This is a genomic window from Paracoccus liaowanqingii, from assembly GCF_004683865.2.
GTDB classification, from domain to species: Bacteria; Pseudomonadota; Alphaproteobacteria; order Rhodobacterales; family Rhodobacteraceae; genus Paracoccus; species Paracoccus liaowanqingii.
In genome coordinates, this window is sequence record NZ_CP040761.1 from 202,625 (window position 1) to 216,963 (window position 14,339).

Annotated in this window: 13 protein-coding genes; 4 read left to right on the plus strand and 9 right to left on the minus strand. The window is 70.3% G+C overall.

The genetic code is table 11. From position 1 onward, the window contains the following. Positions 1 to 37: 37 nt before the first annotated feature. Positions 38 to 571, minus strand: coding sequence for a CBS domain-containing protein (locus tag E4191_RS18535; protein WP_135816828.1), 534 nt, complete (start codon positions 569 to 571; stop codon positions 38 to 40). Positions 572 to 754: 183 nt separating this feature from the next. Here E4191_RS18535 and E4191_RS18540 point away from each other — a divergent pair, with 183 nt between their 5' ends. From E4191_RS18540 to E4191_RS18555, 4 genes are read left to right on the plus strand one after another with little or no spacing between them, the layout of a single operon-like run. Next, the gene (locus E4191_RS18540) at positions 755 to 1,405 is read left to right on the plus strand and encodes an ABC transporter ATP-binding protein (RefSeq protein ID WP_135816829.1); all 651 of its coding nucleotides are present in this window, start codon (positions 755 to 757) and stop codon (positions 1,403 to 1,405) included. Then, positions 1,402 to 3,789: an ABC transporter permease gene (locus E4191_RS18545; RefSeq protein ID WP_139615908.1), complete on the plus strand. Its 2,388-nt coding sequence runs from the start codon at positions 1,402 to 1,404 to the stop codon at positions 3,787 to 3,789. The genes E4191_RS18540 and E4191_RS18545 overlap by 4 nt, the downstream gene beginning before the upstream one ends. Further along, the gene (locus E4191_RS18550; RefSeq protein ID WP_139615909.1) at positions 3,779 to 4,816 is read left to right on the plus strand and encodes a lipocalin-like domain-containing protein; all 1,038 of its coding nucleotides are present in this window, start codon (positions 3,779 to 3,781) and stop codon (positions 4,814 to 4,816) included. Before E4191_RS18545 ends, E4191_RS18550 begins: the two co-directional genes overlap by 11 nt. After that, on the plus strand, positions 4,806 to 5,375 hold the full coding sequence (locus E4191_RS18555) for a pyridoxamine 5'-phosphate oxidase family protein (protein WP_139615910.1): 570 nt from the start codon (positions 4,806 to 4,808) through the stop codon (positions 5,373 to 5,375). Before E4191_RS18550 ends, E4191_RS18555 begins: the two co-directional genes overlap by 11 nt. Positions 5,376 to 5,391: 16 nt before the next feature. On the opposite strand, the gene E4191_RS18560 is transcribed toward E4191_RS18555, so the two are convergent. From E4191_RS18560 to E4191_RS18595, 8 genes are all read right to left on the minus strand, one after another. Next, a complete protein-coding gene (locus tag E4191_RS18560; protein ID WP_139615911.1) occupies positions 5,392 to 5,865 on the minus strand; it encodes a DUF427 domain-containing protein in 474 nt (157 codons plus the stop codon). Then, the gene (locus E4191_RS18565; protein ID WP_135816651.1) at positions 5,862 to 6,266 is read right to left on the minus strand and encodes a DUF4149 domain-containing protein; all 405 of its coding nucleotides are present in this window, start codon (positions 6,264 to 6,266) and stop codon (positions 5,862 to 5,864) included. The genes E4191_RS18560 and E4191_RS18565 overlap by 4 nt, the downstream gene beginning before the upstream one ends. Before the next feature lie 42 nt (positions 6,267 to 6,308). Next, positions 6,309 to 6,701 carry a thiol-disulfide oxidoreductase DCC family protein gene (locus tag E4191_RS18570; protein WP_135816652.1) on the minus strand — a complete coding sequence of 131 codons (393 nt, stop codon included), beginning with the start codon at positions 6,699 to 6,701 and terminating at the stop codon, positions 6,309 to 6,311. A gap of 170 nt (positions 6,702 to 6,871) precedes the next feature. Further along, complete coding sequence (locus E4191_RS18575) at positions 6,872 to 9,034, minus strand: esterase-like activity of phytase family protein (RefSeq protein ID WP_139615912.1); 2,163 nt, start codon at positions 9,032 to 9,034, stop codon at positions 6,872 to 6,874. Positions 9,035 to 9,198: 164 nt separating this feature from the next. Further along, positions 9,199 to 10,284, minus strand: coding sequence for a TRAP transporter substrate-binding protein DctP (gene dctP, locus E4191_RS18580; RefSeq protein WP_139615913.1), 1,086 nt, complete (start codon positions 10,282 to 10,284; stop codon positions 9,199 to 9,201). 33 nt (positions 10,285 to 10,317) lie between these two features. Further along, positions 10,318 to 11,640 (minus strand): TRAP transporter large permease, encoded by a 1,323-nt coding sequence (locus E4191_RS18585; RefSeq protein ID WP_176562805.1) that lies wholly within the window; start codon positions 11,638 to 11,640, stop codon positions 10,318 to 10,320. Beyond that, positions 11,630 to 12,142 (minus strand): TRAP transporter small permease subunit, encoded by a 513-nt coding sequence (locus E4191_RS18590; protein WP_135816655.1) that lies wholly within the window; start codon positions 12,140 to 12,142, stop codon positions 11,630 to 11,632. Before E4191_RS18590 ends, E4191_RS18585 begins: the two co-directional genes overlap by 11 nt. A gap of 180 nt (positions 12,143 to 12,322) precedes the next feature. After that, positions 12,323 to 14,026 (minus strand): AMP-binding protein, encoded by a 1,704-nt coding sequence (locus E4191_RS18595; protein WP_139615914.1) that lies wholly within the window; start codon positions 14,024 to 14,026, stop codon positions 12,323 to 12,325. Positions 14,027 to 14,339: the final 313 nt, after the last annotated feature.

Genomic DNA, 14,339 nt, shown 5'->3' on the forward strand with positions numbered 1-14,339 from the left:
GCGGCCACGGGGCTGTCAAGCAGCGCCCGGCGGCGGGTCAGGTCAGTGTCGTCAGCGCCACCAGCGCCAGCGCAAAGACCAGCACCGCGATCACGATGTAATGCAGCTGCCCCAGGATCGTGGCCTTGGCCAGCCCACTGGCCTGATACAGAAGATCGGGCCATGTATAGCTGACGAAATCGCCCTGGGTCAGCAGCGCCTGCAACCGGCCTTCGGAATCCACCACCGGCAGGCGGCGGAAGCGCTCGTTCGACATGATCCGCAGCCAGTCGACCACGTTGTCGGTCTCCTTGGCCATGCGGATGTCGCGGGTCATGATCTGCTCTAGGGTCACGGTCCGGGGATCGCCGTTTTGCGCCACCAGCTTGAACATGATGTCCCGCTCGGTCACGATCCCCTCGACCCGGCCCGTCTTGTCTGTGATGACGATGCAGCCATAGTTCTTGACCTTCATCGCGGCGACCGCATCGGCGACCGTGGTCTCGCCCCGCCCGGTCAGGGGGCTGAACTTGCTGGCGAATTCCGGGCGGTCGACGATCCGAGCGCCCTTTCTGGCTGTGCCTGCATCCATGGGCGGTGTCCTTGCGCTGGCAGGCCCCGCTCGGGGGCGATCCGGACAAAGTCTGATGCATCCGCGCGGCCGATCAAGACATTTCTTGTGCCAACACGTCGCAGGCCCCCGCCCCCTCGCGGGGACATCGCCCCTTTCCGTCGCGCGCCCATGCCCTATCCTGCCCTCTTTGAAGGAAACCCGATGCTGCTGGCCCTGCGCGATGTCTCCAAGACCTATCCCGGGGCCGCGGCGCCCGTGCTGCGCGGGGTGTCCTTCGATCTGGACCGCGGGCGGATGCTGGCGCTGATGGGTGAATCCGGGTCGGGCAAAAGCACGCTGCTGCATCTGATCGGCGGTCTGGACACGGCCGACCGGGGCCAAGTGGCGATCAACGGCACCGACCTGACGCCTCTGGACGATGCCGGGCGCGCGGGCCTGCGGCGGGGGACGGTGGGGGTGATCTTCCAGCAGTTCAACCTGGTCCCCTCATTGACCGCAGGGGCCAACATCGCCTTTCAGGCCCGGCTGTCGGGCCGCCACGATCCGGTGGTGGACCGGGCGCTGGCCGACCGGCTTGGCCTGGCCGACCACCTGCACAAATATCCCGAACAGCTGTCGGGCGGCCAGCAGCAGCGTGTGGCCATCGCCCGCACGCTGGCGGCGCGGCCCGATCTGGTCCTAGCCGACGAGCCGACCGGCAACCTGGACGAGGCCAGTGCCGAGACCGTGCTGACCCTGCTGATGGATCTGGTGGCCGAGACCGGCGCGGGCCTGATCCTGGTCACCCATTCCGAGCGGCTGGCGGCCCGCCTGCCCCGGCGGCTGCGCCTGCAGGCGGGGCTGCTGGCATGACCGGCGCGGTCCTCTCGGCGCTGGTCGGGCATTGGCGGCGCAGCCCGCTGCAGCTGATCACGCTGCTGGCCGGGCTGGCGCTGGCCACCGCGCTGTGGTCCGGCGTGCAGGCGATCAATGCCGAGGCGCGCGCCAGCTATGACGCCGCCGCCTCGGCCCTGGACGAGGGCACCCTGCCCCGCATCACCCGCGCCGACGGCGGCCCCATCGCGCAGGACAGCTATGTCGCGCTGCGCCGCGCGGGCTGGCTGGTCTCTCCGGTGATCGAGGGGCGGTTGGGCGAGGTCCGCCTGGTGGGCATCGAGCCGCTGACCGCGCCGCAGGGCTCGGGCCTGCCGGGCGGCGTCGGCGGGGCCGATCTGGGCGCCTTCCTGTCCGGCCCGGGCCAGATCCTGGCGCGGCCCGAGGTGCTGGCCCGCCTGCCGGACACCGGCGCCCGACTTGTGGCGGCCGCCGATGCCGCCCCCGATCTGGCGGTCACCGATATCGGCGTGGCGCAGCGCCTGCTGGGCCGTCCCGGCCAGATCGACCGGCTGATCCTGTCGGGCGACCAGCCCCTCGGCCGCCCCCCGCTGGAGGCGGTCGTGCCCGGCCTGATCCTGACCGCCGCGCAGGAGGGCGCCGACCTGGCCCGGCTGACCGACAGCTTCCACCTGAACCTGACCGCCTTCGGCCTGCTGTCCTTTGCGGTGGGCCTGTTCATCGTGCATGGCGCCATCGGCCTGGCCTTCGAGCAGCGTCGCGCGATGGTGCGCACCCTGCGCGCCCTGGGCGTGCCGCTGCGCCGCCTGATCGCGCTGATGGCGCTGGAGCTTGCCGTGCTGGCGCTGGTCGCGGGGCTGATCGGCGTGGCCCTGGGCTATCTGATGGCCGCCGCCCTGATGCCCGATGTGGCGGCGACCCTGCGCGGGCTTTATGGCGCCGAGGTCTCGGGCCAGCTGGCGCTGCGCCCGTCGTGGTGGCTGTCGGGGCTGGCCATCGCGATGGGCGGCACGGCGGTTGCCGCCGGGGGGGCGCTGTGGTCGCTGGCGCGCACGCCGCTGCTGGGCGCGGTCCATCCCCGGGACGCGGGCATGGCGCGCTGGCGCGGCGGGCAGGCGGCGGCGGCCCTGGGCCTGCTGGCGATCGCGGGGGTGCTGGCGCTGTGGGGTCAGGGGCTGCTGGCGGGCTTTGCGATGCTGGCGGCGCTGCTGATCGGCGGGGCCTTGGCGCTGCCGCCCGTCCTGGCGCTGCTGACGGGGCTGGCGCAGGGGCGCGCGACCTCGGCCTTCGCGCAGTGGTTCTGGGCCGACACGCGGCTGCAGCTGCCGGGCCTGTCGCTGGCGCTGATGGCGCTGATGCTGGCGATGGCGGCCAATCTGGGCGTCTCGACGATGGTGTCCTCGTTCCGGCTGACCTTCACGGGGTTCCTGGACCAGCGCCTGGCCGCGGACCTGTATGTCGGCGCCACCGATGCAGCCCAGGCCGAGGCGATCCTGGCGGTCGCCGCCACCCATGCCGACGCGATCCTGCCCGCGCTGGCGACCGAGGGGCAGGTCGCGGGCCGGCCGGTGCAGATCCAGGGCGCGCGCGATCACGCCACCTATCGCGACAACTGGCAGTTCCTGCGCGCCGCCCCCGATGTCTGGGACGCGCTGGCCCGGGGCGAGGGCGTGCTGGTCAACGAGCAGCTGTTCCGCCGCGCCGGTCTGGACCTGGGGGCGCCCGTCCCGCTTGGTGTCGGGCCCGCCCTGCCGGTGCTGGGCATCTATGGCGACTACGGCAACCCGGTCGGGCAGGTCATCGTGACCGAGCACCGTTTTCGCGCGCTGTTCCCCGAGGTCCAGGCGTTGCGCTTCGGCCTGCGCGTGGCCCCCGACCGGATCGACGCGCTGCGCGACCGGCTGCGGGACCGGGCCGGGCTGCCGGATGCTGCGATGACCGACCAGGCCGCCGTCAAGGCCGCCGCCCTGTCGGTGTTCGAGCGGACCTTCACCGTCACCACCGCGCTGAACGTGCTGACGCTGGCGGTCGCGGGCTTCGCCATCCTGATGAGCCTTCTGACGCTGGCCGCGATGCGCCTGCCGCAGCTGGCCCCGGTCTGGGCGCTCGGGGTGACGCGGCGGCGGCTGGCGGCGCTGGACCTGCTGCGCACCGTGGTGCTGGCGGCGCTGACCGGCGCGCTGGCCCTGCCCCTGGGACTGGCGCTGGCTTGGGCGCTGCTGGCGGTCGTCAATGTCGAGGCCTTCGGCTGGCGGCTGCCCATGCACCTGTTCCCGCTGGACTACCTGCGCTTGGGCGGGCTGGCGCTGCTGGCGGCGGCGCTGGCCGCGGCCTGGCCCGCCTGGCGCCTGTCGCGCATCCCGGTGGCGCAGCTTCTGGGAGTGTTCCGTCATGAACGTTAAGGCGCTGCTTCTGGCCCTGATCCTGCCGCTCGGGGCGCAGGCGCAGGGCTTTGCCGGGTTGGGGACAGAGACGCAGGACTTTGCCGAGCCGGTCCCCGGACATGTCCTGCAGTTCCCCGCCGATCACGGCCCCCATCCCGATTTCCGGATCGAGTGGTGGTATCTGACCGCCACCCTGACCGGCCCGGACGGCACCCCCTATGGGCTGCAATGGACGCTGTTCCGATCGGCGCTGGCGCCGCGCGACGGGGCGGGCTGGGACACGCCGCAGCTGTGGATGGGCCATGCCGCCGTCACCACGCCCGAGGCCCATCACGCGGCCGAACGGCTGGCGCGAGGCGGCATCGGGCAGGCGGGGGTCGAGGCCGATCCCTTCTCGGCTTGGATCGACGATTGGGCGATGGAAGGGCCGGATCTGGACCGGCTGCGCCTGACGGCCTCGGGCACGGACTTCGCCTATGACGTGGATCTGCGCGCGACCGGGCCGCTGGTTCTGCACGGGCAGGACGGATATTCGGTCAAGTCGGCGGCGGGACAGGCCAGCCATTACTATTCGCAGCCCTTCTTCGATCTGGCGGGCACGCTGAGCCTGCCCGAAGGCGACATTCCGGTGACCGGCCAGGCCTGGCTGGACCGCGAATGGTCCAGTCAGCCGCTGGCCCAGGACCAGCAGGGCTGGGACTGGTTCTCGCTGTCCTTCGAGGGCGGCGACAAGATGATGGGCTTCGTGCTGCGGGGCGATGCGGACTATACCTCGGCCACCTGGATCACGGCGGACGGGCAGGCCACCGCCTTTCCCGACGGGGCCTTCGCCGCCCGCCCGCTGGACCTGACCCCCGTTGCCGGGCGGCAGGTGCCGACCACCTGGCAGGTCACCCTGCCCGATCGCGGCGTGGATGTGACCGTCACCGCGCTGAACCCCGATGCCTGGATGTCGACCTCCGTCCCCTACTGGGAGGGGCCGGTCACCATCACCGGCAGCCATTCCGGCACCGGCTATCTGGAGATGACGGGCTATGACGACTGACCCCCACCCCTGGGCCGCCAACCTGGCCGAACTGCACGACCAAGCCTGGCTGCGGCTGGTGCGGGGCGTGGCCGACCGCCGCGCCCCCGCCCGGCATCCGACGCTGGCCACCGTCTCGCCCCACGGCTGGCCCGAGTCGCGCACCGTCGTGCTGCGCGCGGCCGATCCCGCCGCCGGGGTGGTGGAGGTGCATACAGACGCGCTGTCGGACAAGATGGCGGGCCTGGACATGGTGCCCCGCGCGGCGCTGCATGTCTGGGACGCCTCGGCGCATCTGCAGATCCGGCTGCAGGTGCAGGTCGCCATCCTGACGGGGGCCGAGGCCGAGGCGACTTGGAACGCCCTGCCCCAGCAGACCCGGCACAGCTATGGCACCCGCCCCGCCCCCGGCCAGCCGATCCCCGAGGCGCTGGCCTATGCCAAGCCCGCCGACCCGTCGCGCTTCGCGATCCTGCGCTGCGAGGTGCAGCGGATGGACCTGCTGCATCTGGGTCCCGATCACCGCCGGGCGCGGTTCGACCGCGAGGACGGATGGGCAGGGTGCTGGCTGGCGCCGTGACCCTGCGGGGCAGCGCCTACCAGTGCCGCGTGCCCGGCGCGCCCTTGATGCGCCCGTCCAGGTTGGGCGTGACCCACCCGCCGTAGAAATCGCCGGGCTGCGGCTGGACGCGCAGATCGCCGACCCAGGCCTCGTCCACCAGCCCGGCATAGAAGGCCAGATGGCCCGCCAGATCGGCAAAGCGCGCGGTGGGCCGGTCATAGGCCCAGGCCGCGCGGGGCGCCGTCACCCCGTCGGCGATCACGTCGTAATAGCGCGCGACCCCCTTCCATTCGCAGAAGCTGCTACCCGCCGCCGGGCGCAGGACGGCCTGCACATCCTCGGGCGGCAGGTAATAGCTGGGCGCGTGATGGGTTTCCAGCACGCGCAGGGCGCGCACCGTCTCGGCCACGACCGCGCCGCCGAGGCGGATCAGGATGCGCTGCGGCACCGGCTCCAGCGCCGGAAGGCGGGGATAGGACTGGACGTTCTCGCGCGGCAGCGGGGTCATGCGGCGCCCCCCGTGGCCAGCCGGACGATCACGACGCCCGCCACCCCGATATGCGCCAAGGTGATGACGACCGACAGCCCGTGCAGCGCCTTGAACCGGCCCTTGGCGCCGGTATCGGTGGCCTGGTTGATGGCGGGCATCAGGATCTGGCGCGTGGGCAGCACGGTCGCCGCGATCAGCGCCATCAGCCCCGCCGCAACCGGATCGACCGCGATCAGCAGCAGCACCCCCACCGCCGAGGCCGCCAGCACGAACAGGTAGAAGACCGGAAAGGCCCGCCGGATCGTCCGGCCCGCCAAGTCCGGGGGCAGCGCGGAAAACAGGAAGGCCGCGAAGCCCCCGGCAAACAGGACCATGCCCCCGAAGAGAAGCGCGGTGGTCAGAAGCGCGGCGGTCAGCATGTCGGATCTCCGATGCGGGAACGGACGGGGCCTTGGATCATGTCAGTCGCGGCGCGCGGGCGGCCGCCTGCGCTGCCGGTGCAGATGCCAGCGATAGATCAGCGGTGCCAGGACATGGTCATAGGCCGCCGATGCAGCCTGCCGGACCCCGGGCAGGCCCACGATCCGCGCCAGCCTGCGGTATCTGGGCATCTGCGCCCAGAGCACCAGGAACGCCGGAATGCCCGAGCTCAGTTGCCCGTCATGGAGCACGTAGAGCCGCCGCGCCGCCGTGTCGGCATCCAGCCCCCAGGCCTGCCGGGCGTCCGAGTTCAGGTCGTCGAAGCGGATCGGCAGCCCGTTCCGGTCGGCATAGCGGGCGTAATGCCGGATCTCGAAATCGCAGACGGGACAGGTGGCGTTGTAGAGGACCGAGGTGCGGGCGTCGTGTTCCATGCCTCAGAGAGTCGGGTTTTGTCGCGCGATCACCAGTAGGCGCCATGTCGCAGGGGATGGCGGGTGCGGGCGCGAATGCCGCAGGCCCCCCTCGGTCCTGCCGAAGGGGGCCTGCGGTCGAGCGTGCCGGGGAAAGGCGGGGGCAGGCGCCGGGTGCCCGCCCCCGACCGTCAGCGCATCGCGCCGACCGACCAGAACAGCGTCTCGCCCGAGCTGTCGTCGACGCCGTCATTGTCGGTGACGACCCAGCCCTGGCCCTCCGCGTCGATGGCAAAGCCCTCGACCTTGTCGACGACATAGCCGCCGGTGGCCTGCAGGTCGGGGATCAGGTCGCGGACCTCTTCCTTGGTGACCACGGGCAGGGTCTCGCCCAGGGCCACCGGGGCCAGGTCGGCCAGCGGCACGCGGAACAGCTTCTTCACCACGGCGGCGGCCCCGATCAGGTTGTCGCGCTCGATGACATAGGCCCAGTCCCCGTCGATGGTGATCTCGGACAGGCCCATCCAGCCCTCGCCCTTGGCTTCCAGCGGATAGGCGACCGCGCCCCATTCCTCGGCCTCGAGGTCATAGGAGACCAGCTTGACCTGCCCCTCGGGATCGTCGCCCCATTCGCGCTGAACGGCCATCCACAGCCGGTCGCCCTGCAGGGCGATGCCTTCGAAGCCGAAGCGGGTCTCGTGCGCCGGCAGTTCGGCGGGCAGGGCGATCTCGGTCTGGATCTCGCCGTCGGCATCGACATGATACAGCGCATGCGGGATCAGCCGGTCGCTGCGCCCTTCCGAGGCCAGCCAGAAGCCGCCCTCGCCATCGGGGGTGATCCCCTCCAGATCCAGCTTCTGCGCGGGATCGCCGTTGCGGGTGATCACGGTCTTGGCGGTGATGCGGGCCGGGGTCTGGGTGGCGTCGATCGCATAGATCGCGGGCTGCGCGCCATAGACGCTGTCCGAGATGGCGAACAGCTGGCCCGGCGCCTCGCCGGCGGCCAGACCCGACAGCGCGCCCCATCCGATCAGCTCTTCCGCGCCGGCCGAGGTCAGCATCGGATAGGTTGCCGGCCCCTCGCCCGCCTGGAACAGCATGACATGGGCGCGCGCGCCGCCATCCTCGCCCAGATCGGCCTCGTTGGCGGTGATCAGCAGGTTGCGCTCGGGCAGCGCCACGATGCCTTCGGGGCTGATCCCCGAGGGCAGCAGCTGCGACAGGCGCGGCGCGGCGGGGTCGGTCACGTCATAGACGCCGATGATCGATCCCCGCTCGGACACGACGAAGACATAGGGCGTGCCGTCGAAGGTCGCGACCTCGATGGATTCCGGCTCGACCCCCTTGGCGTCGGACCGGCGGTCGGGATAATGGCCCGCCTCGATCACCGCATGCTCGAAGCTGTTGCCCGAATCGTAGACGACCGTCCCGTCGCGGTGAAAGATCGTCCAGCCGCGCGAGCCGCCCTCGTAATCGCCCTCGTTCGCAGTGACGACGTGATCGGCATCAAGCCATTTCACGGCGTCGGGTTCGCGCGTCAGGTCGGCCAGCGTGTCGGTGAAGCTCAGCGCGCCATCGTCCAGGGCATCGACATCCTCGAGGCTGACCGTGCCCGCGCTGAAATGCGAGGCGACCGTGCCATCCGCGCCGATCACGACGATATGGTTGTTCTCCTGCAGGGTGACGACGATCTCGCCCGCCTCGTTGATGTCGACATATTCCGGCTCGGGATCCTCGGCCCCGATCTCGGCCATCCCGGTCATCTCGATGCGGCTCTGGCCGTCGCAATCCAGCTCGCCCTCGGTGACGGGCAGCTTGACGACATAGCCCGCGGGCATCTGCGGCAGGGCGCCGTCGTTCAGGTCCTCGTCGCGCTGGTTCTCGATCGCGACGGCCAGAAAGCTGCCGTCGAGCGCCTTGGCGACCGCGTCGGGCTGTCCGCCCAGATCGCAGGAGGACAGGACCTCGTGGCTCTCTAGATCCAGCACGCGCAGCTGGCCCGAGGGATCGGTGAAGGATTCCGAGGTGTCGACGCCCACGAAGACGCGCTGGCCGATGATCACCGCGGTGGTCGGCTCGCCGTCCATGGCGACATTGCCCAGGGGCCGGGGCGCGGTGGGATCGGTGATGTCCACGAAGCCCAGCACGCCCAGGGGGCTGTCGGAATAGACGACCGTGTTGCCGTCCTCCGAGGCCGAAATGATCTCGGCCGAGGTCGGGCGGGCGCGGTCCTCGCCCTCGGCCATGTTGTCCGGCGTCGCAAACGAGGCGATGCGGGTGAACACGGTCTCGGACAGGGCGGGCATGGCCGTCGCAAGCGCGATGGCCGAGGTCAGAAGAGCAAGCTTCGGCATAGTGGTGTCCCCTGTTGTCGGTCGGTGGCCATGTCTGACCGCGAAGCATGTCAGTCTTGCGACAGGAGGACGACGTTTTCGGGACAGGCGGGGGGGGACAGGCGCGGCGGGCCGTCCGACAGCGGAGGAACGGCACCCGGATCGCTCCGGGTGCCGCGGCAGAGTTATTCGGCGCAGGCCTGGATCGCGGCCAGGTCGGGGCCGTTGGGCGTGCGGCCCAGGTTAAAGGGGGCCGAGGCGTCGCGCCAGGTGGCGTAATCCGCCAGATAGCTCAGCTGGCTGGCATAGACCTTGGCCGAGAGCGGGTTCTCGCAGGCGACCTCGGTGATGGTCTCGTTGGCCAGCTGCTGCACGCGCTCCAGCGCGGCGTCGTCCAGGCGGGTGATCTCGGTCCCGGCCTCCTGGAACTGGGAATAGGCCTCGGTCGCGCGTCGCTCGGTGAAGGACAGCGACCACAGCATGGTCGCGTCGGCGGCGATCTGCAGGCGGTCCTGGGTCTCCTCGTCCAGCGCGTCCCAGGCCCCCTTGTTGATCATCACCCCGAAGACGGACGAGGACTGGTGCCAGCCCGGCGTCGACCAATAGCTGGTGACCTGCTGGAAGCCGCCCGAGAAATCGACGTTGGGGGTCGAGAATTCGGCCCCGTCGATCACGCCGCGTTCCAGCGACTGATAGATCTCGCCGCCCGCCATGCTGACCTGGTTGCCGCCCAGCTTCTCCAGCAGCTTGCCCTGTTCCAGACCGGACAGGCGCAGGCGCAGGCCTGCCAGATCCTCCAGCGTGCGGATCGGCTGGCTGGTGGTGCGGAAGCCGGATTCGTTGTTGGTCACGCCATAGGGCAGATAGACCATGCCGAAATTGCCATAGACCTCGTTGTACAGGTCTGCGCCGCCCCATTCCTGGATCCAGTTCACGTAATCGACGGCGTTGAACAGGCTGGCCGTGGTCGACAGGGGCGAGAAGGCGCTGTCGCGCCCGGCCCAATAGCCCGGCCAGTCGGCGCCCGCCTGGATGGTCCCGGATTCGACGGCGCCGAAGACCTCTCCGGCGGGGACCAGGCTGCCGCCCTCGTAGAACTCGATGGTCAGCTTGTCGTCGTCGACCAGCTTGTTGGCCAGGTCCACCCAGTACTTGTCGATCTCGATCAGCTCCAGGCTGGAGGGCCAGGTCGAGGTCATCGTCCAGTTCTGGGACAAGGCCGGGGTGGCGGCGGTGATCGCCAGGGCGGCGGCGGTCAGCAGATGGTTCATGGGGGTCTCCTCCTCGTGAAAAAAGCGGGCCGGTCAGCCGTAGAGCGCCAGAGGCAGCCAGGTGACCAAGGCAGGGAACAGGATCATCGCGCCGCACATCATCAGGATCATGACGATGAAGGGCAGCACGCCGATGATGATGTCGGTGATCGTGACCTCGGGCGGGGCGATGGCGCGCATGTAGAACAGCGCATATCCGAAGGGCGGCGACAGGAAGCTGGTCTGCAGCACGACCGCCATCAGGACGACGAACCACAGCGGATCGATGCCCATCTCGCCCACCAGCGGCAGGAAGATCGGGAATGACAGCAGCACGATGCCGGTCCAGTCCAGGAACATGCCCAGGATGAACACCACCAGCAGCATCATCGCGATCAGCGTGTAGGGGTCGTCGGCCAGGCCCCGGATCAGGTCCTGGCTGGCGCGCAGGCCGCCGGTGATGTTGAAGACGCCGGTGAAGGCCGTGGCGCCCACCACGATGAAGAGGATCATGGCCGAGGTGCGCCCGGTCTCCAGCAGCGCTGAATAGAAGGTCCGCCACTGGAAGCGGCCGCGCCCGATCACGATCAGCAAGGCCAGCGCCGCGCCGATGGCGCTGGCCTCGGTCGCGGTGGCGATGCCCGCCAGCAGCGATCCCAGGATGCCCAGGATCAGGATCAGCGGCGGCACCGCCTCGATCATCAGCATCTTCCACATGGCGCCGCGGCTGATCTGGTCGGCCTCGGCGATCTTGGGGGCCCAGTCCGGGCGCAGCCAGGCGATGAACACGACATACAGCGCGTACATGACGCCCAGCAGCAGCCCCGGCACCATCGCGCCCGCGAACAGCTGCCCCACCGACAGCCCCGGCGCATAGGAGGCCATCAGGATCAGCATGATCGAGGGCGGGATCAGGATGCCAAGGCACCCCGAGGCCCCGATCAGCCCCGTGGCCAGGCGCTTGTCATAGCCGTATTGCAGCATCGGGCGCAGCGCCATCATGCCCATCACGGTGATCGACGCGCCGATGATCCCGGTCGTCGCCGCCAGCAGGATCGAGATGAAGACCACCGCCAGTCCCAGCCCCCCGGTGACGCGGGCCATCAGGTGGCGCAGCGCCTCGAACATGCGGTCGGTAACGCCGCTGTCGGACAGGAACCGCGCCATCAGCACGAAGAGCGGGATGGCGATCAGTACGTAATTGTCCAGCACGTCGCCGAAGATGCGGTTGATGACGATGCCCAGCACCATCGGCTTGCCCGCGATCAGCGCGCCCAGCACCGCGGTGCCCCCCAGCACGAAGGCCAGCGGATGGCCCATGAACAGGCCCAGAAGCAGCAGGCCCGACATCACGAGCGCGATCGATTCACCCGACATCATGGGGCTCCGGCTTGGGGGATCGGTTCAGGATCAGCTTCAGCGCCTCGCTGACCCCCTGGATCAGCAGCAGGCAGGCGGCCACGAACATGGCCATCTTCAGCGGATAGACGGGCAGCTGCACGGCGCCATAGGTCAGCTCTCCCTGCCGCCACGAGGTCATCGCGAAATCCCAGCTGCGGCTGGCGAAGATCCAGGCGAAGGGAAAGAAGAAAATCGCATAGCCCGCCAGCTCGACCCATCGGCGCAGGCCGGGGCCCATCCGCGCGGTCAGCAGGTCGACGCGGACATGGGCCTGATGGCGCAGGGCATAGCCGCCCAGCATCACGAAATAGAAGCCGTAGAGCTGCTTGGTGACGTCGAAGGCCCACCGGGTCGGCTGGCCCAGGGCATAGCGCATGAAGACGTCATAGATGATGATGCCGGCGAAGAGGATCGCGACGACCGACAGCACCCGGCCCACGAACTCGTTCAGGCCATCGATCAGCTTGATCACCGGCACGGGTGTACTCCTTCCATTGCGGCATGGCGGCGGGCGCCCTGCCCTGTGTCCCGGGACCCGCGACGGGTCCCGGTGGTCTGCGGTGGGATCCTGCGGTCAGGTCCGCAACCCCGCCCCTCGCGGGGGAGGGGTGCGCCTGCACGGGGATCGGCGTCGGGACGGCGATGCCGCGGCCGCGGCTCAGACATGGGCGGCCTCGGTGTCGGGGCGCGGGGCGCGGGCGGCGATCTCCTCGGCGCGCCTGCGCAGCTCGGCCCGGATGATCTTGCCGGTGGTGGTCATCGGCATCTCGTCGATGAAATGCACCGCGCGGGGATATTCATAGGCCGCCAGCAGGTCGCGGACATGGGCCGAGATCGCGTCGGCCAGATCGGGCCCCGGCGCATGGCCGGCGGTCAGCGTGACGAAGGCCGCGACGACATGGCCGCGCAGGGGATCGGGCTGGCCCACCACGCCCGCCAGATGCACTGCCGGATGGCGCAGCAGGCAATCCTCGATCTCGGCGGGGCCGATCCGGTAGCCGGCGGACGAGATCACGTCGTCGTCGCGCCCCACGAAGGACAGCCGCCCGTCGGGCTGCTGCACCCCGCGATCGCCGGTCAGCAGCCAGCGCCCCTGCGGCCCGGTGGCGAACTTGGCCGCCGTCGCCGCCGGACTGTTCCAGTAGCCCAGAAACATCACCGGGTCGGGCGACAGCACGGCGATCTCTCCCTCGGTGCCGGGCGGCATCAGCTCGCAGCTGGCAGGCTCGATGACGGCCACATGATGGCCGGGCACCGCGCGGCCCATCGCGCCGGGCAGGGGCGGCTCGAGAAGCGCGCAGCCCGACACGATCATGTTGCATTCGGTCTGGCCGTAGAATTCGTTGATCGTGCTGCCGAAGACCCGTCGGCCCCAGTCCACCAGCTCGGCGCCCAAGGGCTCGCCCCCGCTGGCGACGGACCGCAGGTTCAGGTCCCACCCCTCGGCCCCCGGCTCCAGCCGCATCAGCTTGAGTGCTGTGGGCGGCAGGAAGGCGTTGCGGATGCCGTGGTCGCGCATCAGGTCCAGGGCCGCGCGGGCGGTGAACTTGCGAAACCGGCAGGCCACGACCGTCACCCCGTGATACAGGCCCGGCATCAGCACATCCAGCAGCCCGCCGATCCAGGCCCAGTCCGCGGGCGTCCACAGCCGGTCGCCCGGTTGCGGCAGCAGGTCGTGGCTGACCTCGACCCCGGGCAGATGGCCCAGCAGCACCCGGTGGGCATGCAGCGCGCCCTTGGGCTGGCCGGTCGTCCCCGAGGTGTAGATCAGGAAGGCCGGATCCTCGGCCCCCGTCTCGGCGGCAGGGATGTCGTCGGGCTGGGCGGCCAGCGCGGCGTCGTAATCCGCGATCTCGATCCCCGGGAACCACGCCGCGGCGCCGTCAGGCAGGTCCTTGCACAGCACCACGCGCAGGTCGGGCAGATCGCCTGCGATCGCCGCCAGCACGTCCAGGCTGGCCGCGTGGGTGATCACCGCGCTGGCCCCGGAATCGCGCAGCCGGTGCAGCAGCGCCTCGGGCCCGAACAGCGTGAACAGCGGCAGCGACACGCAGCCCATGCGGGTGATCGCGACATGCGCGGTCGCGGTCTCGACCGATTGGGGCAGCAGCACGCCGATCCGGGGCCCGACCGTGCCGCCCTGCCCGCCCGCGATCCCGCGCGCCGCCAGGGCATGGGACAGCCGCGCCACCCGGCGGCCCAGCTCGCGATAGCTGATCCGGTCGGCGCGCCCGTCCTCGTCGACCTCGAGGAGGGCGATGCGGTCGGGATCGCGCGCGCACCAGTGGTCGCAGACCGCCGTGCCGATGTTGAACCGTTCCGGAACCTGCCAGCGGAACTCCGCAAGCTGCGCAGGCGTCATCGCACGTCCCTGCAAGACAGGTCCCCTCCCTCATCCGGCGCCGCGCCTCCTCGCGCGGGTCCCGCCGTCGCTGAACGCTAGCCAGAGCCCCGCACCCTGTCAACACGGCCCGGCGTCGCGCGGGAAAGCTTTGAATTTGCGGATGATCGGAGGGGATCCGGGCCGGGGACAGGGATTGGCGCGCATCCGCACGGCCCTGGCCACCCGATCGAAAATGCGCGACGATCGGGTCGGCGGCGGCGATCGGTCAGATCGTTAAAATTGCGCACAGCCCATCCATGCCATGCCGCGTTCGCCACGCTATGCAGTGGTG

Bases quoted from the DNA above. Each gene is read 5' to 3' on its own strand.
- E4191_RS18595 (WP_139615914.1), bottom strand. From the start codon at position 14,026: ATGACGCCTGCGCAGCTTGCGGAGTTCCGCTGGCAGGTTCCGGAACGG.
- E4191_RS18565 (WP_135816651.1), bottom strand. From the start codon at position 6,266: ATGCTGACCGCCGCGCTTCTGACCACCGCGCTTCTCTTCGGGGGCATG.
- E4191_RS18560 (WP_139615911.1), bottom strand. From the start codon at position 5,865: ATGACCCCGCTGCCGCGCGAGAACGTCCAGTCCTATCCCCGCCTTCCG.
- dctP (WP_139615913.1), bottom strand. From the start codon at position 10,284: ATGAACCATCTGCTGACCGCCGCCGCCCTGGCGATCACCGCCGCCACC.
- E4191_RS18570 (WP_135816652.1), bottom strand. From the start codon at position 6,701: ATGGAACACGACGCCCGCACCTCGGTCCTCTACAACGCCACCTGTCCC.
- E4191_RS18575 (WP_139615912.1), bottom strand. From the start codon at position 9,034: ATGCCGAAGCTTGCTCTTCTGACCTCGGCCATCGCGCTTGCGACGGCC.
- E4191_RS18550 (WP_139615909.1), top strand. From the start codon at position 3,779: ATGAACGTTAAGGCGCTGCTTCTGGCCCTGATCCTGCCGCTCGGGGCG.
- E4191_RS18540 (WP_135816829.1), top strand. From the start codon at position 755: ATGCTGCTGGCCCTGCGCGATGTCTCCAAGACCTATCCCGGGGCCGCG.
- E4191_RS18555 (WP_139615910.1), top strand. From the start codon at position 4,806: ATGACGACTGACCCCCACCCCTGGGCCGCCAACCTGGCCGAACTGCAC.
- E4191_RS18535 (WP_135816828.1), bottom strand. From the start codon at position 571: ATGGATGCAGGCACAGCCAGAAAGGGCGCTCGGATCGTCGACCGCCCG.
- E4191_RS18545 (WP_139615908.1), top strand. From the start codon at position 1,402: ATGACCGGCGCGGTCCTCTCGGCGCTGGTCGGGCATTGGCGGCGCAGC.
- E4191_RS18585 (WP_176562805.1), bottom strand. From the start codon at position 11,640: ATGTCGGGTGAATCGATCGCGCTCGTGATGTCGGGCCTGCTGCTTCTG.